We start from the raw sequence: 22,398 nt of genomic DNA on the forward strand, positions 1-22,398 counted from the left end.
TCGTCATGTCCAAACCCATTGTCTTGAGTGGTGCACAACCCTCCGGCCAGCTGACCCTTGGCAACTATCTGGGGGCCCTGCGGCAATGGGACCAGATGCAGTCCGATTACGACTGCCTCTATTGCATCGTCGATCTGCATGCCATTACCGTGCGCCAGGACCCGAGCAAGCTCTATGAAGCTACCCTCGACAGCCTGGCCCTTTACCTGGCCTGTGGCATCGACCCCAAGCGCTCCAGTGTCTTTGTCCAGTCCCACGTGCCTGAGCACGCCCAACTGGCCTGGGTACTGAACTGTTACACCCAGTTTGGCGAGCTGTCCCGCATGACCCAGTTCAAGGACAAGTCCGCCCGCTTCGCCGACAACATCAACGCCGGCCTCTTTACCTACCCGGCACTGATGGCAGCCGACATCCTCCTGTATCAGGCCAACCAGATCCCGGTGGGCCAGGATCAGAAGCAGCACCTGGAGCTGTCCCGGGACGTGGCCACCCGCTTCAACAACCTCTACGGCGACGTCTTCACCGTGCCAGAGCCTTTCATTCCCAAGGTTGCGGCCCGGGTGATGAGCCTGCAGGACCCCACTAAGAAGATGTCCAAGTCCGACGACAACCAGGGCAACTTCATTGGCCTCTTGGAAGATCCCAAGGTCATTACCAAGAAGATCAAGCGTGCCGTTACCGACTCCGACGAGCCGCCCTTGGTGCGCTTTGACAGCGAGAACAAGGCCGGTGTCTCCAACCTGCTGGGCATTTTGTCCGCCATCAGCGGCAAGTCTGTAGAGACCTTGGAAGGCGAGTTCGAAGGCCGCATGTACGGGCACCTCAAAGGGGACGTGGCCGAGGCGGTAGTGGGCTTCCTCGAACCGCTGCAGGCCCGTTACAAGGAACTGCGCGAAGACCGTTCCACCCTGGATGCCATCATGAAGGCCGGCGCCGAAGACGCCAGCGCTCGCGCCGCCCAGACCCTTAAGAAGGTCTATGAAGTGCTGGGCTTTGTGCCACGCCCCTGAGGCGGTTTGTTTGGAACAAAAAAAGGCGCCGTTGGCGCCTTTTTCTTTACCATTGGTCGTAGTCGGCTATCGCCTGGCTGCAAATGACAATGCTTCTCAGTTATGATGTGCTCCTGTTTTACGGAACTCCAGGCATGCGCATTTCCAAATCCCAGCAGTGGCTGCTAAAGAACGTTCGTCTTGTCCATATCTACAGCTCCATGGCCGTGCTGATGGCTTTGCTGTTTTTCGCCTTTACCGGGGTGACCCTCAACCACGGCGACTGGAAGAGTGCCGCCGGCCAGCATTACCGAGAGTTGGACGAAGAACTGCCTGGCGGCCTTTTTCCCGAACAGCTGCCCAGCGACGAGAGCCGCCGCCAGCAACTGGTCAGTCGCCTCAAGGTTTGGCTGGAGCAGACCCAGGGCCTTCCCAGTGGCCAGCTCAAGGTGCGTTTTGACGACAAGGCGGCGCGCCTGGAATTGGATGTGCAGCGCCCCGGTGGCTATGCCCTGGCCGAGGTGGATCTCGCTGAGCAGCGCTTTTACCTGGTGGACGACTTTGCCGGCTACCTGAGCCTGGCCAACGACCTGCACAAGGGGCGCCATGCCGGCACCAGTTGGCGCTGGCTTATCGACGCGGTGGCGGTTATCTGCATCCTGTTCAGCCTCACCGGCTTCTACCTGTTATGGCGCCAATTGTCGCGGCGCACCGCCGGCCTGCTTACCACCTTGATCGGTGCCCTGCTGACCCTGCTGGCCTTTGCATTTTCTGCCCACACCTGAAGGAGATCTATGGTGAAGCCCATCCTTTGCGCCCTGGCCTTGCTCTCGAGTGCCCCCCTGCTGGCCCAACCCAGCCTGGACATAGAGCTGGCCGTACCCAGTATCGACAGCCCCGAGTACCAGCGGCCCTATGTGGCTGTCTGGGTGGAAGATGCCCGGCAGCAGCCGGTACGTACCCTGGAACTGTGGCGAGAGCAGGACGACTGGCTCAAGGATCTGCGCCGTTTTTGGCGCAAAGTCGGGCGGCGCGACAGCCAGGTGGTGGATGCCGTCACCTCGGCCACCCGTCTGCCCGGCACTTACCAACTGCATTGGGACGGCAAAGACGACCAGGGCCAGGCCCTGGCGGACGGCAACTATGTCCTGCACCTGGAAGCGGCCCGGGAACACGGCGGCCGCAGCCACCTGAGCCAGCCCCTGCACTTTGACGGTAAAGCCTTCACCTTGACCCTGGCTGCCGAACCCGAATTGGGGCCTGTCACCCTTTCTTATCCTGCAAGGAGCCACTGAGATGAAACTGCGTCACCTGATCGCCTCCCTGGCACTGGTCAGCGCCACGGCCAGCGCCCATACCATCTGGGTCCAACCCAGCCAGTACACCCTGTCCAGCAACAACACCTGGATTGAAGTGGAAGTGTCGGCCGGTAACATGACCTTCGTGGTGGACAAGCCGGTCAGCGCCAACAACCTCAAGCTGTTTGGCCCCGACGGCAAAGCGCGGGACATCGCCTCAAGGCATCAGGGCAAGCGCCAATCCCTGGCCGAGGCCCTGCTCAAGGAAGACGGTACCTACCGTCTGGAGCTGTCGGGCGCTCCCCGTTATATGACCTTCTACAAGGAAAAGGGCGAGCAGAAACGGCTGTTCGCGGACAAGGTGGCCGCCAAAGGCCAGCTACCCAAAGACGCCACTGAGGTGCGGTCGTTGATGGTCAACGGCAAGTCCCTGGCCTTTGTGACCGTCAATGGTCCAAGCGACGCAGCCTTGGCCACCACCGGTCATGGCCTGGAAGTGACTCTGGGCACCCATCCGGCCGACCTGGTGGAAAAGGAGCCTGTGACCTTCACTTTCACTCTGGACGGCAAACCGGCCAAGGGCCTTGAAGTGACTATGTCCCGAGGCGGCGAGCTGTACCGCAACGAGCCGGGCCGCCAGCACCTCACTACCAATGATCAGGGCCAGCTGACCCTGACTCCGGCCGTTGCCGGCCGCTACCTTTTGGAAACCGGTCTGGCAAGCCAAGCCGACGGCGTCAAGGCCGACCAACGCCGTGACAACCTGACCCTGACCTTCGAAGTGGGTTTGCAATAAGGCAGATAAAAAAGGCGCCTAAGGGCGCCTTTTTTATCTGCTGAGCCTGGCCTATCTAAGGCCCAGTGCCGTGCCTGTTGCTCGATTATGCCAGGCAGGCCGTTCGCTCATGCTTCGTTATCCAACCGGCGAGCAGGGCCAGCAGCAAAGCGCCGAGGGACAGCAGGGCACCGGCCCAGTTAGGGGAAGCCAGGCCAAAGCCGGCCGCGATGGTGGCGCCGCCAGCCCAGGCGCCAAGGGCGTTACCAAGGTTGAACATACCGATATTGACTGAGGCCGCCATGGTCGGAGCGCCTGCCTTGTTGGCCCTGTCCATGACCAATTTCTGAATTGGGGAAACCGTAGAAAAGCCAAAGGCGGCCATCAGGAAGATGGACAAGGAGGCCACAACTGGGTTGTCGGCCCAAAGCCAAAACGCGAACAGTACCGCAGCCTGTGCAGCCAGCGAAATGTAGAGTGTTTTAAACAGCGCCCGGTCAGCAAAGCGACCACCAATGCTGTTACCCACCACCAGGCCCAAACCGAACAAGATCATTAGTTTGGCGACGCCACTTTCACTAAAGCCAGCCTGCTCCATCATCATGGGAGCAATGTATGTAATAGAGGTGAAGAAGGCTGCAGGGCCAAGCACCGTAATGCCCATGGTCAGTAGCACCTGCGGATCGGTGAAGGCACTCAACTCTGTTTTTACCGAGAATCGTTCGCCATTTTTGATATTCGGAACCAGCAGTAGCACACCCAGTATGGTCAGTAGGCCGATACCGGCAATGATCCAAAAAACCAACCGCCAGCCTGCTACCTGAGCCAACCAGGTACCCACCGGCACACCCACCAGATTTGCCAGCGTAAGCCCTGAAAACATCAAGGCAATGGCACTGGCTTGGCGGTTGGGGGCCACTAAAGATGCGGCAATGATAGAGCCGATACCAAAAAAGGCGCCATGGTTGAAGGATGTCAATAGCCGCCCGGCTAATGCGATAGTCAAGGTCGGGGCTATCGCGGTGATGATGTTGCCAAGGGTGAAAAGGGTTGCCAGACCAATGAGCATCTTCTTACGTGGCACCCTGGAACCGAGCACCGTTAACAAGGGGGCTCCCACAAATACACCCAAGGCATAGACGGTAGCCATCATTCCAGCCTGAGGAATGTCGATGCCGAATCCCGATGCTACCTGGGGTAGGATGCCGGCGATGACGAACTCCGTCATGCCGATACCGAAAGCGCCTACCGCTAAAGCCAATAGAGCAATGGGCATGAATAACCTCCAATAGAAACTTTATTTAAGCTAACCAAATTCTGTATTTTTCGAATTATCCAGAATAAGGTTCTGCTGTGAAGGAGGTGTTTTGATGTCAGATAAAGAAAGAGATGAGGTTCGGCAAAGACGCCACAAACCGGTGGAACTGGATGACATTGACCGAAAAATATTAAGGGAGCTGGCAAAGGATGCATCCCAGAGTTATGCCGAACTGAGCCAGTCAGTGCATTTGTCTACCGCTGCCGTTCATGATCGGGTGAAAAGACTCAAACGGGATGAAGTGATCACCGGCACCGTTGCTCGCCTCGATGGATGCAAGCTAGGCCGTACCTTGTTGACCTTTGTTCTAGTTGATACCAGTAGCTATGCGGCAACCCGTGAACTTCTGGCATTCAACGTCAGGCCTGATGTGGAGGAGATCCACAGTGTCGCCGGCGACTCGAGTGTGATGATAAAGGTGCGTGCCAACGACACAGAATCATTGGAAGCCTTTCTGATGGAGGTACAGCGCTTGGAAGGGGTGCGGTCGGTACGAAGCTATATCGCGCTTTCTACCTTTCTCGAACGCGGCCCAATACCGGACTGATGACCTTCAATCACGCTTAGTGGCGGTGAGAAGACGAGGCTGCTTGGACTATTTCATTAGCGGTGGGCTTCGGTGACAATAGCGCCCCTTGCTCGGGTGCGGGGTGTTACTGGCCGATGCAGCGAGAAAAATGGCGGGTATCGTTTTCTATTTTTGATATTTTAATTTAATTAAATCAATGTTTTAGGCGTGATATGCTACTGGTTATCGACAACTACGACTCCTTTACCTTTAACCTGGTGCAGTACTTTCAGGAACTGGGGCAGGAGGTGCAGGTGGCGCGTAACGATGCCTTGAGCCTGGCCGATATCGAGGCCATGGCGCCGGCGCGGTTGGTTGTTTCCCCTGGCCCCTGCACCCCCAACGAAGCGGGCATTTCCCTGGCCGCCATCAGCCATTTCATGGATAAGCTGCCTATCCTCGGGGTCTGTCTTGGCCACCAGGCCATGGCTCAGGTGCTAGGGGCTAAGGTGGTGCGGGCGCCCCAGGTGATGCACGGTAAAACATCCCCCATCCGCCACGACGGCAGTGGCCTTTTTTCCGGCCTGCCCAATCCCCTGACGGTGACCCGTTACCATTCGCTGCTGGTGGAGGCGGACAGCCTACCGGCCTGCCTCAAAGCTAATGCCTGGACCGAAGACGGCCTGGTGATGGGCTTTGCCCACCAAAGCCTGCCCCTGCACGGGGTGCAGTTCCACCCCGAAGCCATTTTGACCCAGGCCGGCCACCAGTTGCTGGCGAACTTCCTGGCCTGCTAGTCGCTGCCCCGTTTGGCGTCGAGGCTCCATTGGCCAGGGCCATTGGCCATCAGCAGCAAAAAGCCCCCGGCCATGGCCAGGTTCTTCAGGAACATGATCTGCTGCATCTGATCGCCACTGCTGTGGAACATAAAGGCCGATACCACGCAGAACAGCGCCAACAGCAGGGCCAGCCAGCGGGTGAAAAAGCCCACCACTATCAGTATGCCGCCCCCCAGCTCCAGCAAAATCACCAATGGCAGCAGCATGCCTGGAACCCCCATCTGTTCCATGTAGGCCTGGGTGCCGCTGTAGCCGGCGATCTTGCCGTAGCCGGAGATCACGAAGATCAGGGCCAGCAGGATGCGGCCCAATAGGGGAATGAAGGGATGTTTCATAACAGGACCTCTTCGGTTTTTATTCAGTCTAGTCAAGCGGTTTGCAAATGGTGCTTTGCCAGACTGTTATCGAATTAGCCTTGCCAATGTTTCATTATCTTGGATAAGTAATTTTTTTTGCGACAATCGGCCAGGCTGTATATCTAACGGTTAGACGAGAAAGACAGTCCCCGAACCTTCTGAAATAATCGGGCCACCGTCTAGCTGTAACTGGCGTGCGGGCATCATGCCCCTTTTGCGCATTCCTCTTTCCGTCCCGCACGCCCCAAATTCATTGGAGAATGACCATGTCAGAGCAAATGTCAGTAAGCCGTGCCACTTTCGACGAAGTGATGGTTCCCAACTACAACCCGGCCGCCATTATCCCGGTGCGGGGCCAAGGTGCCCGGGTCTGGGACCAAGAAGGCAAAGAGTACGTGGACTTTGCCGGTGGCATCGCCGTTAACGTGCTGGGCCACTGCCACCCGGCCCTGGTATCCGCCCTCAAAGAGCAGGGTGAGAAGCTCTGGCACCTGTCCAATACCATGACCAACGAGCCGGCCCTGCGCCTGGCCAAGAAGCTGACCGACGCCACCTTTGCCGAGCGTATCTACTACGCCAACTCCGGTGCCGAGGCCAACGAAGCGGCCTTCAAACTGGCCCGCCGCTACGCCCTGGATCACTTCGGTGCAGGCAAAGACCAGATCATCTCCTTCAACAAGTCCTTCCACGGCCGCACCTTCTTCACCGTGACCGTCGGTGGCCAGGCCGCCTATTCCGACGGTTTCGGGCCCAAGCCCGGCGCCATCGACCACCTGGATTTCAATGACCTGGCCGGCCTGGAAGCCCTGATCAGCGATAAGACCTGCGCCGTGATCATGGAACCCATGCAAGGGGAAGGCGGCATCATTCCCGCCGAGCAGGCCTTTATCGAAGGGGTTCGTGCCCTTTGTGACAAACACAATGCCCTGCTGGTATTCGACGAAGTGCAAACCGGTATGGGCCGTTCCGGCTACCTCTACGCCTACCAGAAATACGGCGTGACCCCGGACATCCTCACCTCTGCCAAGTCCCTGGGCGGCGGCTTCCCCATCGGTGCCATGCTGACCACCGCCAAAATTGCCGCCAGCCTGAAAGTGGGCACCCACGGCTCCACCTACGGCGGCAACCCCCTGGCCTGTGCCGTAGCCGAAGCGGTAATGGACGTGGTCAACACCCCCGAGGTACTGGACGGCGTCAAGCAACGTGAAGCCTGGTTCCGTGAGCACCTGGCCGCCATCAACGCCAAGTACGACGTCTTCAAGGAAGTGCGCGGCATGGGCATGCTGCTGGGCGCCGTGCTCAGCGACAAATACCAGGGCCGTGCCCGCGACTTCCTGACTGCCGCCGTCGACGAACAACTGATGGTTCTGGTTGCCGGGATGGACGTGGTCCGTTTCGCCCCCTCTCTGGTGATCAGCGAAGCTGACATCAAAGAAGGTATGGCCCGCTTCGAGCGCGCCGTGGCCAAGGTGGCTGCTGCCTAAGCCCCTGGACGGCCCGCCGCCGGCGGGCCGGACTCGCGACTTAACAAGACAAAGGAGCCATCTATGCTGGTTATTCGTCCTATTACCAGCCGAGATTTGGGTGCCCTGCTGCGCATCGCCGAGGAATCCGGCGTTGGCTTCACCTCCCTGCCGGTCAATGAAGAAAGGCTGGCGGCCAAAATCGCCTATTCAGAAGCCTCGTTTGCTCTGGGTGACGACGATTGCCAAAGTGGTGAACAGGGTTACCTGCTGGTCATGGAAGACACCGAAACCGGTGAGGTGGTGGGTACCACGGCCCTGGAAGCCCGGGTTGGCCAGTCCGACGCCTTCTGGCATTACCACCTGGGCAGCGCCGTGCATTCGTCGCCGACCCTGGGGGTCCACAAGGAACATCAGCTGCTGACCCTGTGCAACGACTACAGCGGCGTGTCGGAACTGTGCACCCTGTTTCTGAGCGAAAGCCATCGCCAGGGCCATAACGGCCGCCTGCTGTCCAAGTGCCGCTTTTTGTTCCTGGCCGAGTTTCGTGACCGTTTCGCCGAAGTGGTGATCGCCGAGATGCGCGGCGTGTCCGACACCGAAGGCCAGTCGCCTTTCTGGAGCTGGCTGCAAAAGCATTTCTTCGACATGGAATTCCCCCAGGCCGACTATTTGTCCGGCCTTGGCAAGAAGACCTTCATTGCCGAGCTGATGCCGCGCCATCCCGTCTATGTGGATATGCTGCCCAAGGCCGCCCAAGCCGTGATTGGCCAAGTCCACGACAAGACCCGCCCCGCCCTCAAATTGCTGACCGCAGAGGGTTTTCGCTGGCGCGGCTATGTGGACATCTTCGATGCCGGCCCCACAGTGGAATGCGACATCGACCATATCCAGGCCATTCGCGAGAGCGAGCGGCTGCAGGTAGCCATCGGCAACACCGACGACGGCATCAAGACCATGATCGCCAACACCAACCTCCAGCATTTTCGCTGCACCCTGGCCAACGCCCTGCACCGCAAGGGCGACCTGGTTCTGGACCGGGCCACCGCCGACGCCCTGGGCGTCAAGGCCGGGGACTGGGTGCGTGCCATCGCTTTCGAGAAGGAGTAATCCATGAGCCTGTTTATCAATGGTCAATGGCTGGCCGGTGAAGGTCCTGCCTTCCAATCTTTGAACCCGGCCGACGGCAGCCTGGCCTGGGAAGGCCGAGGCGCCAGCCCGGCCCAGGTGGACGCCGCCGTAGCCGCCGCCCGCCAGGCCTTTGTGGCCTGGGCCGACAAATCCGTCGAAGAGCGCCTGGCTATCATCAACGCCTTTGGCGAGCAGCTTAAGGCCAACAAAGAAGCCTTGGCCCGCACCATCGCCGAAGAAACCGGCAAGCCGTTCTGGGAAACCCAGACCGAAGTGGCGGCCATGATCGGCAAGATTGCCATTTCCAGCCGCGCCTACGAAGAGCGCACCGGCCTGGTGGAAAACGACGTGGCCGGTGGTCGCGCCTTTATCCGCCACAAGCCCCACGGCGTGGTGGCGGTGTTCGGCCCTTACAACTTCCCGGGACACCTGCCCAACGGCCATATGGTGCCGGCGCTGATCTCCGGTAACGTGGTGGTGTTCAAGCCGTCCGAACTGACCCCGAAAACCGCCGAGCATACCCTCAAGCTTTGGGAAGCGGCCGGCCTGCCGGCTGGGGTTATCAACCTGGTGCAAGGTGAGCTGGAAACCGGCAAGGCCCTGGCTGGCCACGCTGGGATCGACGGCCTGTTCTTCACCGGCTCGTCCAACACCGGCCAACTGCTGCACAAGCAGTTCGGCGGCCGCCCGGAGAAAATCCTGGCCCTGGAAATGGGTGGCAACAACCCGCTGCTGGTGCGTGACGTGGCCGATATCAAGGGCGCCGTGCACGAGATTTTGCAATCAGGTTATATCTCTACCGGCCAGCGCTGCACCTGCGCCCGCCGCCTCTTTGTGCCCAAGGGTGCCAAGGGCGATGAGCTGGTCAATGCCCTGGTGACGGCGGTCAAGGCCATCAAGGTGGGCGGCCAGTTCGATGAAGAGCAGCCCTTTATGGGCCCGCTGATCTCTGAAAAAGCGGCCCTTGGCATGGTGGCGGCCCAGGACAAGCTCAAGGCCCTGGGCGGTGAAGTGCTGGTGGAACTCAAGCACCTGCAAACCGGTACCGGCCGAGTGAGCCCGGGTTTGATCGACGTCACGGCAATCAGTGACCTGCCTGATGAAGAATACTTCGGCCCGCTGGTGCAGCTGATCCGCTACGACGATTTCGATGCCGCCATCGAGCAGGCCAACAACACCCGTTACGGCCTGTCTGCCGGCCTGTTGTCTGATAGCCGCGACGACTGGGACTATTTTTTCCGTCGTATTCGTGCTGGTATCGTCAATTGGAATAAGCAGACTACCGGTGCCTCCGGTGCCGCGCCCTTCGGTGGCGTAGGAGCCTCAGGCAACCACAGGCCCAGCGCTTATTATGCAGCCGATTACTGTGCTTACCCTGTGGCCAGCGTCGAGGCGGAGGCGGTTAGCGCCCCTGCCAGCCTGGCCCCCGGCCTGAGCCTGTAATGACAACAGACGGCAGCCTTTGGGCTGCCGTCTTTACTACGAGAAGAGGTTCGTATGCACAAGGACATCAATACCCTATTTGAGTGCCTCTGGAAGAACTACCTGGAGGTCACCCCCAGCGCCAAGAAGGTGCACCAGCTGCTGGCCAGCTCCGAGCAGGGTGATGACATCATCAACGACCATGTAGCCTTCCGTACCTTCAACATCGCTAAAGTGGGCCTGGACAAGCTGGCTGCCCACTTCCTGGCCCTGGGCTACCAAGAAAAAGGCGAGTACCACTTCGAAGCCAAGAAGCTCTACGCCAAGCATTTCGAGCACCAGGACGATACCAAGCCCAAGGTGTTTATCTCCGAGTTGCTGGTAGAAAAATGCAGCCCGGCGCTGCAGGCTCTGGTGCACAAGATGGTGGAGCAGGTGGATGAGGCCGCAGTCAGCGCCGACGACTTCCTCTACTCCGGTACCCACTGGCAGGTGTCCCACGGCGATTACGAAGCCCTGCTGGCCGAAAGCGAGTATGCGGCCTGGATGGCGGCCTACGGCTACCGCGCCAACCACTTCACCGTGTCCGTCAACCACCTGAGCAACTTCGAGACCCTCGAATCGGTCAACCAGGCGCTCAAGGATGCCGGTTTTACCCTCAACACCTCCGGTGGCGAGATCAAGGGCAGCCCCGAAGTGTGCCTGGAGCAGTCTTCCACCATGGCCGACAAGGCCGAGGTAAGCTTCACCGACGGCAACTTCGCCATCCCCAGCTGCTTCTACGAGTTTGCCCGCCGTTATCCCCAGGCTGACGGTAAGCTCTACACCGGCTTTGTGGCGGCCAGCGCCGACAAGATTTTTGAAAGCACCAACGCCAAGGTGCAGTGCAACGCCTGATAGGTCTTGCCCATCAAAAAGGCCGCATTCGCGGCCTTTTTTGTCAGAGCAGGTGATACTTCTTCTTCAGTTCCTGCCATTTGCCTGATTTCATCAGGTCCAACTCCCCTTGGTTGAGCCAATCCAACCAGGCGGCGTTCTTTTCCTTGTTGCCACAGGCCACGTACAGGGGCACCGGATCGGTAAAGCGGCCCACGTCCCGCACCAGTTTGCTGAGGTTGTTGTCTGCCAGATAGTGGGTCATCTCGGCTTCGGGGGCGGCAATAACGTCCAACTCACCGATACGCAGGCGCCTTACCAACTCGGGCAGCCCCTTATCTTCGGGCACCAGCACCAGCTGCTTGGGTTTGAACTTTTTCAATGGCGCCAGGGCTGCTTCCATACGGGAGTTCTTCAGCACGCCGACCCGGCGGTTCTGAAAGCTGCTCAAGTCCTCATACTTGAGGGGATCGGCGGGCCGTACAAAGAGGTGCGGTGACATCACCACCCAAGGGTCCGAGGTGAAGTTCAGTTCAGGGGCCTCAGAAGGGTGTATGCCCAGCAGGCAGTCGTAGAGGCCACTCTCGCCGCCGGCGATCATGGCATTCCAGGGCACCACGTTGTAGTCCACGGTCAGCTGGTGCTGGGCAAAAATAGCCTGGGCCGCTTCTACGAAAAAGCCGGGGCTGTCGGTGCCGGGAGGGGCTGTGTAGGGGTAGCTGTCCGGGCCGCGCAGCCGCACGTCATCGGCCTGGGCCAGGCCGGCGGCCATCAGCAATGCCAGGGAAAATAGCTTAGTTTTCATTTGTGTACTCCTTGAGCCACTGGTCTGCTTTATCTTAGGCGATGGCGGGCCCCCTGCTCAAACGAGGCGTGCATTTACCATGCTGCGCCAAGGGGCCGGTCCAGATGCCTTGGTACTTTTTCTTTAAAGTCGTAGGCTTAAGAAAAACATAAGAGGTTGCTTGCGTGTCTCTTGCCAATCATATCCTGCACCAACTCAATGCCGTACTGCTGGGTAAGGAAGGGCCGGTCAAACTGGCCCTGTGCTGCCTGCTGTCCCGGGGCCACCTGCTGATAGAAGACTTGCCGGGGACTGGTAAAACCACCCTGTCCCATGCCCTGGCTGCCACCCTGGGCCTTGGCTACCAGCGGGTGCAGTTTACCTCGGACATGCTGCCGGCCGATCTTATCGGCGTGTCCATCTACCGCCAGGAAAGCGGTCATTTTGACTTCCAGCCCGGGCCTTTGTTCAGCCAGGTGTTGCTGGCAGACGAGATCAACAGGGCCAGCCCCAAGACCCAAAGCGCCCTGCTGGAGGCCATGGCCGAAGGCCAGGTCAGTACCGACGGCCACACCTACGGCCTGCCCCAGCCCTTTTTCGTTATCGCCACCCAAAACCCGGTGGACCAGGCCGGCACCTACCCGCTGCCAGAATCCCAACTGGACCGCTTTGCCATGCGCATCGCCCTGGGATTTCCGCCCAAGGAGGCGGAAAAGGCCCTGCTCAAAGGCCAGGCCAGGGCCCACCAAGAGCTGCAAGCCCTGCTGGACACCGAACGGCTGGCTGAACTTCAGGCCGAGGTGGACCAGGTCCGGGCGTCGGACGATCTGCTGGACTACCTGCTGGCTCTGCTCAAGGCGTCCAGGGAACTGCCGGATGTGCCAAGGCCCCTGTCGCCCCGGGCCGGTAAGGCATTGCTGGCGGCAGCCAAAGCCTGGGCCTGGCTGGCGGGGCGGGACTATGTGTTGCCGGAGGATATCCAGGCCATTTTCGCCTCTGTGGCAGAGCACCGGCTCAGCCCGGTGGCCCAGGGCGGCCAGCAAGCCTATGCCAGCCTGGTGCTGGCGGCCGTGGACCCGGTACTGTCATGACCAGTTGGCGCCAGCGCTGGCTGGGGCACTTCCTGGCCCGCCGTCAGCCCCCGGCCAGCCACTGTCAGCTCAGCAATGCCAATATCTATATCCTGCCCACCCCTTTCGGTTACGCCTTTTTGGGGGTGGTGATGGCCATCTTCCTGCTGGGCACCAATTACCAGAACAACCTGGTGCTGCTGCTGGCCTTTTTCCTGGTCAGCCTGTTTACCACCTGCATGTACCTGACCCACCGCAACCTGGCCGGCCTGAGCCTGAGCCGGCTGGCCCTCAAGCCCCAGGTGGCAGGGGATGACTTGCGTCTTCAGGTGCAGGTGGACGGCAAAAGCCACTGGGGCATAGAGCTGCGCTATGGCAAGGGGCCGGTGCGGCTGGCGGATGTGACCGGCCTGGAGCGCTTGGTTCTGCTGGCGCTACCTGGGCGGCGGGGCCGTTACAGGCCGGGGCGGCTGACGGTAGCCTGCCGTTACCCCCTGGGGCTTTTTCGGGCCTGGAGCTACCCGGACCTGGACCAGGAACTGCTGCTCTATCCCAAGCCTGAGCCCTGGCCAAAGGGGGCCCAGGACAGTAACAAGGAAGGGCAGGGCCAGGACCCGGGCCGGGGGGAAAGCGACTGGCAGGGGCTGAAGAGCTACCAGCCCGGTGAACCCTTGCGGCGGGTGGCCTGGAAGCAGCTGGCTCAGGGGCGGGGCATGTGGTCCAAGGAATTTGCCAGTCCCCAACAGGACAACCGTTGGTTGCGCCTGGCCGAGGTGCCCGGCAACCACCTGGAGCAGCGCTTGTCGCGCCTGGCCTGGCAGGTGCTGGACGCCAGCCGTCGCCAGGACCTCTACGGCTTGGACCTGGGGGGCCAGCTATTGCCCTTGGGGGCGGGGCCGGCCCATCGCGACCAATGCCTGGCAGCCCTGGCCTGTTACGGGGAGAAGCCATGAGGTGGTATCTGCCCAAGCGCACCCTGGTACTGCTGATCCTGGCCCAGCTCAGCGCCGTGCTGCCCACCTGGAACCAGGTGGGGCCGGTGCTGGTGGTGCTGAACCTTTTCTGCCTGGCCTGGTGCACAGGGATCTGCCTTGGCCGTTTCGGCCAGCCGCCCCGCTGGCTGCTGGTGGCCCTGGCCCTGGGGGGCGCCGTGGCTCTGGCCCTGACCCTTCCGGGTAAAGGGGTGTACCTGGCCATGGTGTCGCTGCTGGTGTTGGGGTATAGCCTCAAGGTGCTGGAAATTCGCGCCAGCCGTGACCTGTACGCCCTGGTGCTGTTTGGGCTCTTCCTGCTGGCCACCGACTTTGTGCGCTACCAGTCCATGGCCATGACCCTCTACCTGTTGCTGGCCAGCCTTCTGCAACTGGCGGTACTGCTGAGCCTGCTGGGGCCCAAGGGCAACCTGGGCCTTGCACGGCGCATGGGGCGCATGGCGCTGCTGAGCTTGCCCCTGACCCTGCTGCTGTTCTTATTGCTGCCAAGGCTGTCGCCCCTTTGGCAGATGCCTGACGCCAAAAGCGGCACCACAGGCCTGTCCGATACCCTGAGCCCCGGCGATTTTGCCAGCCTGGCCCAATCCACCGAACTGGCCTTCAGGGCCGAGCTGCCCTGGCGGCCGTCCGCCGACGGTCTTTACTGGCGGGCCTTGACTTTGGAAGACTTCGACGGCAGGGCCTGGCACCAGGCCCGCTTTCGCCAACAGGAAGAGCGTGATGCCCCCTCCCTGCTGGCCGGGCCCGGTCGTGACTGGACCTTGATGATGTCCCCCAGCCCCAAACGCTGGTTGCCGGTGTTGGAAGGTTCCAGGCCCAGGTCAAGGGAGCAGCAGGTCACCCGTGATAACCGGGTGTTGGCCCGCCAACCCCTGTTGCAGACGGCCCGTTTCCCCCTGCGCCTGGAGGACAGGCCGCAGCGCCGGGAAGAGGCCAGGGTGCTGGCTTTGAACCGCCAGCTGCCCGCTGCCGGCAACGGCCGCAGCCGCGCCCTGGCCCTGTCCTTTCGCCAGCGCTTTGGCGACGACAAGGCCCTGGCCCAGGCCCTTAACCGGCACTTTGCCACAGGCTTTCGCTACAGCCTGACCCCGCCGCCCCTGGGCGAGAATGCGGTAGACGCCTTCTTGTTCGATACCCAGGTGGGCTTTTGCGGCCATTACGCCTCGGCCATGGCCTTTATGCTGCGCGCTGCCGGTATCCCGGCCCGTATCGTCGCCGGCTACCAGGGCGGCCAGTTTGTCCCCGAAGGCAACTTCTACGCCCTTTACCAGTACGACGCCCATGCCTGGGTGGAAGCCTGGCTGCCTGGCCAGGGCTGGACCCGCTTTGATCCCACCGCCCAAGTGGCCCCAGAGCGGGTGGACAGGGGCTTTAGCAGCCTGGCGGCCAGCCCTCAGTTCAGGGGCGATGCCGGCTGGTTCTGGCAACTCAAGCAGCAACCGGCGCTGCGTTGGCTGCGTTACCAGGCGGCACTGATGGATTACCGCTGGAGCCGTTGGGTGCTCAACTACGACGGCCAGCGCCGGGAGCAGCTGTTGTCCAGGCTGCTTGGCACCAGCGACTGGCTGCCGGCGGCGTTGCTGTTCGGGGGGTTACTGTTGGGGGCACTCTTGTTGCTGCACTGGTGGAGTAACCGCCGGCAGGCACCGGCCATGACCGCCGCCGCCCGCCTCTACCTCAAGGGCTGCAAGAAAATGGGCTTGGCGAGGCTGCCGGGGGAGGGGGCTCAAGCCTATGCTTTGCGGGTTGCCGAGCATAGGCCGGAGCTGGCGCCCCTGTGGAACCAGCTGACCGGCCTTTACCAGCAGCTGCGCTACGGGGACCAGGACCCGGAACGCCTCAAGGCCTTGAAAAGGCAGGTGCGGGCCTTGCCGCGATCCGCGACAATAGCCCCATGAACATCATCGATCTCAAAGGGCAGGCCAAGGCCAGTTGGCAGCGGCGCCTGTTGCTGTTGACCGACCCGCCGGAACAGGCCCGCGCCCAGGCCCGCCGCCTGGTAGCCGAGGCCCGCCAGCCCCTGTGGCTGGGGCCGGACGGCATGGGGGCCAAGGAGGCTCGTCATCACCTGGGCCAGGAAGCCGACCTGCTGGTGGTGGACTGGCACCAGGAGATTGCCCTTGACGCCCTGGGTGCCCTGGCCGGTTGCCTGGTGGGGGGCGGCCTGCTGGTACTGTTGAGTCCGCCCCTGGAGGAGCTGGCCGCCCGCTCCCCCCTTGGCCAATGGCTGGCTCACTGCCTGCAAGGCTATCGCCAGCATCCCAGGGCCAGCGCCGATCCAGTTCAAGGCCTCACCGATGACCAAGCACAGGCCTTGGACGCCGGCCTCAGGGTGCTGACCGGCCACCGTGGCCGGCCCTTGGTGCTGACCGCCGACCGGGGCCGGGGTAAAACCGCCACCTTGGGGCTGCTGGCGGCCGAGAGCCTCAAGCTTGGCCGCAGCCCGGTGCTGGTCACGGCCCCCAGGGTCGAGGCCCTTGGGCCTTTTTTTGCCTTCGCCCAGCAGGCCTTGCCCGGCGCCCGCCGCGACGGCCTGAGCCTGGTCAGCGACCTTGGCCGCATCGATTTTTGGGCCCCGGACGCCCTGGTGGCCAAGCTCCCCGAAGCGGCCCTGCTGCTGGTGGACGAAGCGGCGGCTATACCCACTCCGCTGCTTGACCGCCTGGCCAGCCACTACAAGCGGCTGGTGTTGTCCACCACCCTGCACGGCTATGAAGGGTCGGGTCGGGGCTTTGCCCTGCGCTTTTTGCCAAGGCTCCAGGCCCTGTACCCCGATAGTCGCCAATATCACCTCAAAGCGCCGGTGCGCTGGGCAGCGGGCTGCCCGGTGGAAGCCCTGGTCAACGCCCTGTTGCTGCTGGACGCCGAGCCAGACCCAGCCCCGGCCGGGCCCCTGGCCCTGCACTGGCTGGACGCGGCGCAACTGGTGGCAAGGCCCCATTGGCTGCGGGCCACCCTGGGGCTCTTGGTGAGCGCCCATTACCAGACGGCCCCCGGAGATATCCAGCATTGGCTCAGTGACCCGGCGGTGACCTTCGCCCTGGCTACTTGCCAGGACAAGGTGGTGGGGGTGCTGGCCCTGGTGGCGGAAGGGGGCCTGGACCCGGCGCTGGCCCAGGCCGTGTACCTGGGGCAGCGCCGCCCCAAGGGGCACTTGGTGCTGCAATCTTTGGCCAGCCACTTGGGGTTGCAGGCGGCGCCCTGTCTTCGGGCCCAGCGGGTGATGCGCATCGCCGTCAGCCAGCAGGGGCAAGGCCTTGGCAGCTGGCTCCTTGAAGAGCTGGAAAGGCAGGGGCAGGGCAACCTGCTGGTGGTGAGCTACGCCGCCGATCCGGCCCTACTGCGCTTTTGGCGCCGCGCCGGCTGGCGGCCGCTGCGCCTTGGCCACAGCCTGGACGCCGCCTCTGGCCTGGCGTCGGTGATGATGGGCAAGGCCCTGGACAGGGCCGGTGCGGCGCTGCTGGAGCAGGGCAGCCAACGCTTCTGGGAAACCCTGCCTTGGCAGCAGGGGCTGCCGGCCGGGCTGATAAACGGCCTTTATCAGGGGGCGGTGAGCCCAGAGCTTAGCGATTGGGACAAGAGTGACTTGGCGCGCTTTACCAAGGGGGCGGCGGGCCTGGAGGCGGTGCGGTTGGCACTTTGGAAGCTGGCCTGGGGCTGGGCCAGTGATGGGAACTGCCCGGCGCCGTTACTGGCTTGGCTGACCGGGGAAGTGCAGGGCCCGCGTAAGGCGGTGCTGGCCGAACTGCGGGCCCTGGTTGCTCAGCGGGTACCGTAGACCACTATGGTCTTGCCACGGGCGTGGATCAGTTCCTGCTCTTCGAGCATCTTCAATACCCGGCCCACGGTTTCGCGGGAACAGCCGACGATCTGGCCGATCTCCTGACGGGTTATTTTGATCTGCATGCCGTCGGGGTGGGTCATGGCGTCGGGCTGCTTGGCCAGGTTCAGCAGAGTCTGGGCAATGCGGCCAGCCACATCCAGGAAGGCCAGATCCCCTACCTTACGGCTGGTAGAGCGGATCCGCTTGGCCATCTGGGCACTGAGGCGCAGCAATATCTCAGGGTCCTGCTGGATGGTTTGACGGAACTTCTGATAGCTCATCTCGGCTATCTGACACTGGCTTTTGGTGCGGATCCAGGCGGTACGCACCGGATCGTCCTCAAAAAGCCCCAGTTCCCCGAAGAAATCCCCCTGATTAAGGTAGGACAGGATCATCTCCTTGCCCTCGTCATCCTTAATCAAAACCACCACTGAGCCTTTCACCACGTAATAAAGGGTGTCGGCTTTCTCACCTTGGTGAATGATCGGCGCTTTGGCGCCGTATTGTTTGACGTGGCAGTGGGAGAGAAACCTTTCCAGCACGGGATCGTTTGGTACGCGACCAAGGATTGCCATGGTTTTTCCTCGCTTCTACCCATTGAATTTTTGGACGTTATCACACTTTGGCAGGGTCCCCTCGGAGCATCAAGTACAAAATGATCCTTTAAAAGGCCGGTTGTTGTGGTATCGTTGCCGCCACCTTGAAGACCCCATAAGGGAAAGCCATGCACGCTAAGGTCAAATGGCTCGACGGCATGCGCTTCGTCGGCACCACCGAGAGCGGCCACGCCCTGGTGATGGACGGCGACAACCCGGGGACGGCCCCCAGCCCCATGGAGATGATCCTGCTGGCGGTGGGTGGCTGCAGTTCGGTGGACGTGGTGTCCATCCTCGAAAAGGCCCGCCAGGACGTACAGTCGGTGGAAGTGGAGATCCAAGGCCAGCGCGCCGAGGACTACCCCAAGGTCTTTACCGACATTGAACTGGTCTTCGTGGTAACGGGCAGGCAAGTCCAGGCCAAGCATGTAGAGCGGGCCGTGAACCTGTCCATGGAAAAATACTGTTCGGTGTCGAAGATGCTGGAGCAGGCGGCGACAGTGCGCCACAGCTTCCGTATCGTCGAACTCCCGTAACCTGGCGTCGGACCGCCGACGTTATACCGCGACCAGCCTCCCGGTGGGGCCGGTTGCGGCGTTGTTGTTTTTTGCACAGGCGAATGCATATCAAGGCGCTTCAATGCTCTAGCGCCTCGACATGCAGGTCGGCACGACTTAGCAAGCCGCATGGCGGCAAAGTGTGAGGTCCACCAATTGGGGTGGGGCCAGTGTTAAAACAGGTCGCATGGCGGCCAGGTAGGTGAGGATACCGATAAGTGGAAGAGTCCAAGCTCAAGCTGCACGGCTTCAACAATTTGACCAAGAGCCTGAGTTTCTGTCTGTACGACATTTGCTATGCCAAGACAGAACAGCAGCGCCAAGAGTACATTGAGTACATTGACGAGCAGTACAACGCGGATCGTCTGACCGACATCCTGACCGAAGTCTGCGACATCATCGGTGCCAACATCCTGAATGTGGCCCGCCAGGACTATGATCCCCAAGGCGCTTCCGTCACCATCCTGGTGTCCGAAGAGCCGCTCAAGGACTCCCAGAAGGTCGACACCTCCGAGAAGCCGGGCCCGCTGTCCAGTGACTCCGTGGTTGCCCACCTCAACAAATCCCATATCTGTGTACACACCTATCCGGAAGTGCACCCCGATGACGGCATCTGTACTTTCCGTGCCGATATCGAAGTGTCTACCTGTGGTGTGATTTCGCCCCTCAAGGCGCTTAATTACCTGATCCACACCCTGGAGTCCGACATTGTCACCGTCGACTACCGGGTGCGCGGCTTTACCCGCGACGTACGTGGCACCAAGCACTACATCGACCACGAGATCAACTCCATCCAGAACTTCCTGTCCGAAGACACCAAGGACATGTTCCAGATGCTGGATGTGAACATGTACCAAGAGAACATCTTCCACACCAAGATGATGCTCAAGGAATACGATCTGGACCATTACCTGTTCGGGGTCACCAAAAAAGACCTGACCGGGACCGAAGTCGAAGAGATCACCGAGAAGCTCTGGAAAGAGATGCAGGAGATCTACTACGCCCGCAACCTGCCGGACGTAAAATAAGAAAAGGCCCTTCGGGGCCTTTTTTCATGCCTTGAGCCGGGCCACCAGAAAGTCTACCGCCTCGCGGATCTTGGGAATGTAATAGCGGCTGTGCTGGTACAACAGATAAACCCCCAACTGGCTGCCCGGGCTTATGGACACCTTCAGCGCCAGCGCCTCCAAACTGCCCTGGGCCAACTCCTTCTCCACCGCCCAGCGCGGCAGCATCAAGATACCCCTGCTGGCCAGGGCCTGGCCGATAAGCCAGGCACCGTCGTTGCTCACCGCCGCCACCTGGGGGCTAAGCCGCTGCCATTGGCCTGCTTCTTCCCCCATCCAGGGTACAGGCCCCATGGGGGTACGGTAGATAAGGGCCTGGTGGCCGGCCAAGTCCTGGGGCCGGGCCGGGCGGCCCTGGCGGTCCAGGTAGTCGGGGGAGGCCACCGGGATAAAATTGTTGTCCCTTAGGCGCACCGCCACCAGGCGCTTTTCCGGGGCGGTGCCGCCGCGAATGGCGATATCCACCCCGTCCGGGCCCAAGTCCACCAGGTCATCGCTGAGGGTGATGTCCAGGGTGATATGGGGAAAGGCCTGCTGGAAGTCGTCCAGCAGCGGCAGCAGGCATTGCTGGCCAAAGTCGGTCTGGCAGCTGATGCGCAGCACCCCCACCGGCCTGGCGTGGTACTGGCCTACTGCCTCGTCGCTCTGGGCCAGGCGGGCCAGTATCTCCTTGGTGTCCCTGTAGTAACGCTCCCCCACTTCGGTCAGCCTTACCAGGCGGGTGGAGCGCTCCAGCAGGGCCGCCCCCAGCTGCCGCTCCAGATCGCTGACCCGCCGCGACAATGAAGATGAAGGGACCCGCAGCAGCCGGGAGGCCTCGGTAAAGCTGCCGCTTTCGGCCACGGCGATGAAATAGCGGATAGCCCGCAGTTGATCCATGTTTATTGCTTTAATGGCAAAACTTATTCCTATTTTAGGGGGTAACTATCCCATTATCGATGGGGAATAATCCGGTAACTGCTAGTTGCCCGGAGGCCCCATGTCCCATTATCACGCCGTCAAACTGGTTCGCCGCCCCGAAAAGGCGCTGGATGCCAGCCTCTTTGAAAAAGTCAGCCTGCCCATCCCTGAACCAGCCGAAGGCCAGTTGCTGGTGCGCCAAAGCCACATGTCATTGGACCCGGCCATGATCGGCTGGATGTCCGCCGACACCGAAAGCTACATACCGCCTGTGGCCCTGGGTGAGGTGATGCGCTCTTCCGGGGTCGGTGAGGTGGTAGCCTCCCGGCACCCGGACTTTGCCGTGGGTGAGCGGGTGATGGGCATGTTCGGCTGGACCCAATATGCCCTTAGCAGCGGTGCCGGTATCACCAAGATAGACGCCGCCCTGCCGGCCGAAATGGTGCTGAGCGTGCTGGCCCTGCCGGGACTGACCGCCACTCAGGGTCTGCTGCGCCTGGGCAAGCCCAAGGCCGGTGAAACCCTGGTGGTCACCGGCGCCGCCGGCTCGGTGGGCTCCCTGGTGGGGCAGCTGGCCAAGGCCGAGGGGCTGAGGGTCATAGGGGTGGTGGGCAGTGAAGACAAGGCCCAATGGGTTGTTGATACCCTGGGCTTTGACGGCGCCATCAACTACAAGACCGACGATCTGGCGGCCAAGTTGGCAGAACTGACGCCAAACGGCGTGGATCTCTTCTTTGAAAACACCGGTGGCCCCATCCAGCAGCATATCTTTGGCCGGATGAACGCCCATGGCCGCATCATCGTCTGCGGCCTGATTGCCGATTACCTCAGCGACACCCCGGCGCCGGGCCCCAGCTGGCTCAACATCATCAAGAAAAGGCTGACCATCCAGGGCTTTACCATGCCGGACCACTGGCATGAGATCCCCGAACTTATCGCCACCCTGCTGCCCTATGTGCAAAGTGGCAAGCTACAGTATCGGGCCCACGTGCTTGAAGGCCTGGATGCGGCAATGGAGGGGCTGCCGCTGCTGGTGAACGGCGGCAACCAGGGCAAGTTGATGGTGGCCCTTTAGTGAAAAATCCCGGCCTTTGGCCGGGATTTTTGTTGGTCAGCGCCGGTACTGGGCGTTCTTCATGGAGATCTGGTCGTTGAGGGTCCAAAAATCGTAGAGCAGCCCGATGCCAAACAGGCCCACCGTCAGCAGATAGAGGATGCCGGTGATGATTTTTCCCTGGTAAAAGCGGTGGATACCGAAGATCCCCAGGAAGGTCAGGAACAGCCAGGCGATGTTGTAGTCGATGGGCCCAGGGGTGAAGCGCTGGTCCGCTTCCCGGTCCATGGCCGGGATCAGGAACAGGTCGATGATCCAGCCGACAAGGAACAGCCCAAAGGTGAAGAACCAAATGGTGCCGGTAATGGGTTTTCCGTAGTAAAAACGGTGTGATCCGGTGAAACCGAACAACCACAGCAAGTAGCCGAAAACCTTGGAATGAGTGTCAGCAGGTTGCATCCAATGACTCCTTTTTACCTTTTATTAATAAGTGCCAGCAGAAGCTGAGCCCCTCACGAAAAAAAGTGCGCACTGCGCAAAAAATACCCGTATAATGCGCGGCCTTTTACGCTACAGAGAG

Annotated in this window: 23 protein-coding genes; 17 read left to right on the forward strand and 6 right to left on the reverse strand. The window is 61.1% G+C overall.

Annotated features, from left to right (window positions below; genetic code table 11):
• The first annotated feature begins 5 nt into the window (after nt 1-5).
• The 4 genes from trpS (at nt 6) to B3C1_RS02850 (ending at nt 3,083) form a co-directional block, all read left to right on the forward strand.
• Entirely contained in the window at nt 6-1,010 is a 1,005-nt protein-coding gene (gene trpS, locus B3C1_RS02835; protein WP_008482772.1) for a tryptophan--tRNA ligase, read from the forward strand.
• A 134-nt stretch (nt 1,011-1,144) separates the two neighbouring features.
• Nucleotides 1,145-1,774: a PepSY-associated TM helix domain-containing protein gene (locus B3C1_RS02840; protein ID WP_008482773.1), complete on the forward strand. Its 630-nt coding sequence runs from the start codon at nt 1,145-1,147 to the stop codon at nt 1,772-1,774.
• Between the two features lie 9 nt (nt 1,775-1,783).
• On the forward strand, nt 1,784-2,284 hold the full coding sequence (locus tag B3C1_RS02845; RefSeq protein WP_008482774.1) for a DUF2271 domain-containing protein: 501 nt from the start codon (nt 1,784-1,786) through the stop codon (nt 2,282-2,284).
• A gap of 1 nt (nt 2,285) precedes the next feature.
• Nucleotides 2,286-3,083, forward strand: a complete 798-nt coding sequence (locus tag B3C1_RS02850) for a DUF4198 domain-containing protein (RefSeq protein WP_008482775.1) — start codon at nt 2,286-2,288, stop codon at nt 3,081-3,083.
• An 85-nt stretch (nt 3,084-3,168) separates the two neighbouring features.
• Here the strand turns inward: B3C1_RS02850 and B3C1_RS02855 are convergent, their stop codons facing one another.
• Nucleotides 3,169-4,338, reverse strand: a complete 1,170-nt coding sequence (locus B3C1_RS02855; protein ID WP_008482776.1) for an MFS transporter — start codon at nt 4,336-4,338, stop codon at nt 3,169-3,171.
• A 94-nt stretch (nt 4,339-4,432) separates the two neighbouring features.
• On the opposite strand from B3C1_RS02855, the gene B3C1_RS02860 reads away from it, so the two are divergent.
• Both B3C1_RS02860 and B3C1_RS02865 read left to right on the forward strand, forming a co-directional pair.
• On the forward strand, nt 4,433-4,927 hold the full coding sequence (locus B3C1_RS02860) for an Lrp/AsnC family transcriptional regulator (RefSeq protein WP_008482778.1): 495 nt from the start codon (nt 4,433-4,435) through the stop codon (nt 4,925-4,927).
• Nucleotides 4,928-5,121: 194 nt separating this feature from the next.
• Nucleotides 5,122-5,685 carry an anthranilate synthase component II gene (locus B3C1_RS02865; RefSeq protein ID WP_008482780.1) on the forward strand — a complete coding sequence of 188 codons (564 nt, stop codon included), beginning with the start codon at nt 5,122-5,124 and terminating at the stop codon, nt 5,683-5,685.
• Here the strand turns inward: B3C1_RS02865 and B3C1_RS02870 are convergent.
• Nucleotides 5,682-6,062, reverse strand: a complete 381-nt coding sequence (locus tag B3C1_RS02870) for a DoxX family protein (RefSeq protein WP_008482782.1) — start codon at nt 6,060-6,062, stop codon at nt 5,682-5,684. The two genes, B3C1_RS02865 and B3C1_RS02870, sit on opposite strands and share 4 nt — an antisense overlap.
• A gap of 287 nt (nt 6,063-6,349) precedes the next feature.
• Here B3C1_RS02870 and B3C1_RS02875 point away from each other — a divergent pair, with 287 nt between their 5' ends.
• The 4 genes from B3C1_RS02875 (at nt 6,350) to B3C1_RS02890 (ending at nt 10,996) form a co-directional block, all read left to right on the forward strand.
• Complete coding sequence (locus tag B3C1_RS02875; protein ID WP_008482783.1) at nt 6,350-7,567, forward strand: aspartate aminotransferase family protein; 1,218 nt, start codon at nt 6,350-6,352, stop codon at nt 7,565-7,567.
• A 63-nt stretch (nt 7,568-7,630) separates the two neighbouring features.
• Nucleotides 7,631-8,656, forward strand: a complete 1,026-nt coding sequence (gene astA, locus B3C1_RS02880) for an arginine N-succinyltransferase (RefSeq protein WP_008482784.1) — start codon at nt 7,631-7,633, stop codon at nt 8,654-8,656.
• Nucleotides 8,657-8,659: 3 nt separating this feature from the next.
• Nucleotides 8,660-10,120 (forward strand): succinylglutamate-semialdehyde dehydrogenase, encoded by a 1,461-nt coding sequence (gene astD / locus B3C1_RS02885; RefSeq protein WP_008482785.1) that lies wholly within the window; start codon nt 8,660-8,662, stop codon nt 10,118-10,120.
• 54 nt (nt 10,121-10,174) lie between these two features.
• Entirely contained in the window at nt 10,175-10,996 is an 822-nt protein-coding gene (locus B3C1_RS02890; RefSeq protein WP_008482786.1) for a DUF1338 domain-containing protein, read from the forward strand.
• A gap of 43 nt (nt 10,997-11,039) precedes the next feature.
• Here B3C1_RS02890 and B3C1_RS02895 read toward each other — a convergent pair whose 3' ends face one another.
• Nucleotides 11,040-11,780: a substrate-binding periplasmic protein gene (locus B3C1_RS02895; RefSeq protein ID WP_008482787.1), complete on the reverse strand. Its 741-nt coding sequence runs from the start codon at nt 11,778-11,780 to the stop codon at nt 11,040-11,042.
• 164 nt (nt 11,781-11,944) lie between these two features.
• Between B3C1_RS02895 and B3C1_RS02900 the strand changes: the two genes are divergently transcribed.
• The 4 genes from B3C1_RS02900 to B3C1_RS02915 are packed head-to-tail and all read left to right on the forward strand — an operon-like array spanning nt 11,945 to nt 17,599.
• Entirely contained in the window at nt 11,945-12,850 is a 906-nt protein-coding gene (locus B3C1_RS02900) for an AAA family ATPase (RefSeq protein WP_008482788.1), read from the forward strand.
• Entirely contained in the window at nt 12,847-13,782 is a 936-nt protein-coding gene (locus B3C1_RS02905) for a DUF58 domain-containing protein (RefSeq protein ID WP_008482789.1), read from the forward strand. Before B3C1_RS02900 ends, B3C1_RS02905 begins: the two co-directional genes overlap by 4 nt.
• Nucleotides 13,779-15,719 carry a transglutaminase TgpA family protein gene (locus B3C1_RS02910; protein WP_008482790.1) on the forward strand — a complete coding sequence of 647 codons (1,941 nt, stop codon included), beginning with the start codon at nt 13,779-13,781 and terminating at the stop codon, nt 15,717-15,719. The genes B3C1_RS02905 and B3C1_RS02910 overlap by 4 nt, the downstream gene beginning before the upstream one ends.
• The gene (locus B3C1_RS02915) at nt 15,716-17,599 is read left to right on the forward strand and encodes a tRNA(Met) cytidine acetyltransferase TmcA domain-containing protein (RefSeq protein ID WP_008482791.1); all 1,884 of its coding nucleotides are present in this window, start codon (nt 15,716-15,718) and stop codon (nt 17,597-17,599) included. Before B3C1_RS02910 ends, B3C1_RS02915 begins: the two co-directional genes overlap by 4 nt.
• Here the strand turns inward: B3C1_RS02915 and crp are convergent.
• Nucleotides 17,584-18,219 (reverse strand): cAMP-activated global transcriptional regulator CRP, encoded by a 636-nt coding sequence (crp, locus tag B3C1_RS02920; protein ID WP_008482792.1) that lies wholly within the window; start codon nt 18,217-18,219, stop codon nt 17,584-17,586. The genes B3C1_RS02915 and crp overlap by 16 nt on opposite strands.
• A 149-nt stretch (nt 18,220-18,368) precedes the next feature.
• Between crp and B3C1_RS02925 the strand changes: the two genes are divergently transcribed.
• Together B3C1_RS02925 and speD are read left to right on the forward strand one after the other, a co-directional pair.
• Nucleotides 18,369-18,776 (forward strand): OsmC family protein, encoded by a 408-nt coding sequence (locus B3C1_RS02925; RefSeq protein ID WP_008482794.1) that lies wholly within the window; start codon nt 18,369-18,371, stop codon nt 18,774-18,776.
• 239 nt (nt 18,777-19,015) lie between these two features.
• Nucleotides 19,016-19,825, forward strand: a complete 810-nt coding sequence (gene speD / locus B3C1_RS02930; RefSeq protein WP_008482796.1) for an adenosylmethionine decarboxylase — start codon at nt 19,016-19,018, stop codon at nt 19,823-19,825.
• A gap of 24 nt (nt 19,826-19,849) precedes the next feature.
• Here the strand turns inward: speD and B3C1_RS02935 are convergent, their stop codons facing one another.
• The gene (locus tag B3C1_RS02935) at nt 19,850-20,743 is read right to left on the reverse strand and encodes a LysR family transcriptional regulator (protein ID WP_008482797.1); all 894 of its coding nucleotides are present in this window, start codon (nt 20,741-20,743) and stop codon (nt 19,850-19,852) included.
• A gap of 100 nt (nt 20,744-20,843) precedes the next feature.
• Here B3C1_RS02935 and B3C1_RS02940 point away from each other — a divergent pair, with 100 nt between their 5' ends.
• Nucleotides 20,844-21,839 (forward strand): NADP-dependent oxidoreductase, encoded by a 996-nt coding sequence (locus tag B3C1_RS02940; RefSeq protein ID WP_008482798.1) that lies wholly within the window; start codon nt 20,844-20,846, stop codon nt 21,837-21,839.
• A gap of 36 nt (nt 21,840-21,875) precedes the next feature.
• Here B3C1_RS02940 and B3C1_RS02945 read toward each other — a convergent pair whose 3' ends face one another.
• Nucleotides 21,876-22,277 (reverse strand): NINE protein, encoded by a 402-nt coding sequence (locus B3C1_RS02945; protein ID WP_008482799.1) that lies wholly within the window; start codon nt 22,275-22,277, stop codon nt 21,876-21,878.
• Nucleotides 22,278-22,398 lie beyond the last annotated feature (121 nt).

The sequence above is a fragment of the Gallaecimonas xiamenensis 3-C-1 genome, from assembly GCF_000299915.1.
Lineage (GTDB): Bacteria > Pseudomonadota > Gammaproteobacteria > Enterobacterales > Gallaecimonadaceae > Gallaecimonas > Gallaecimonas xiamenensis.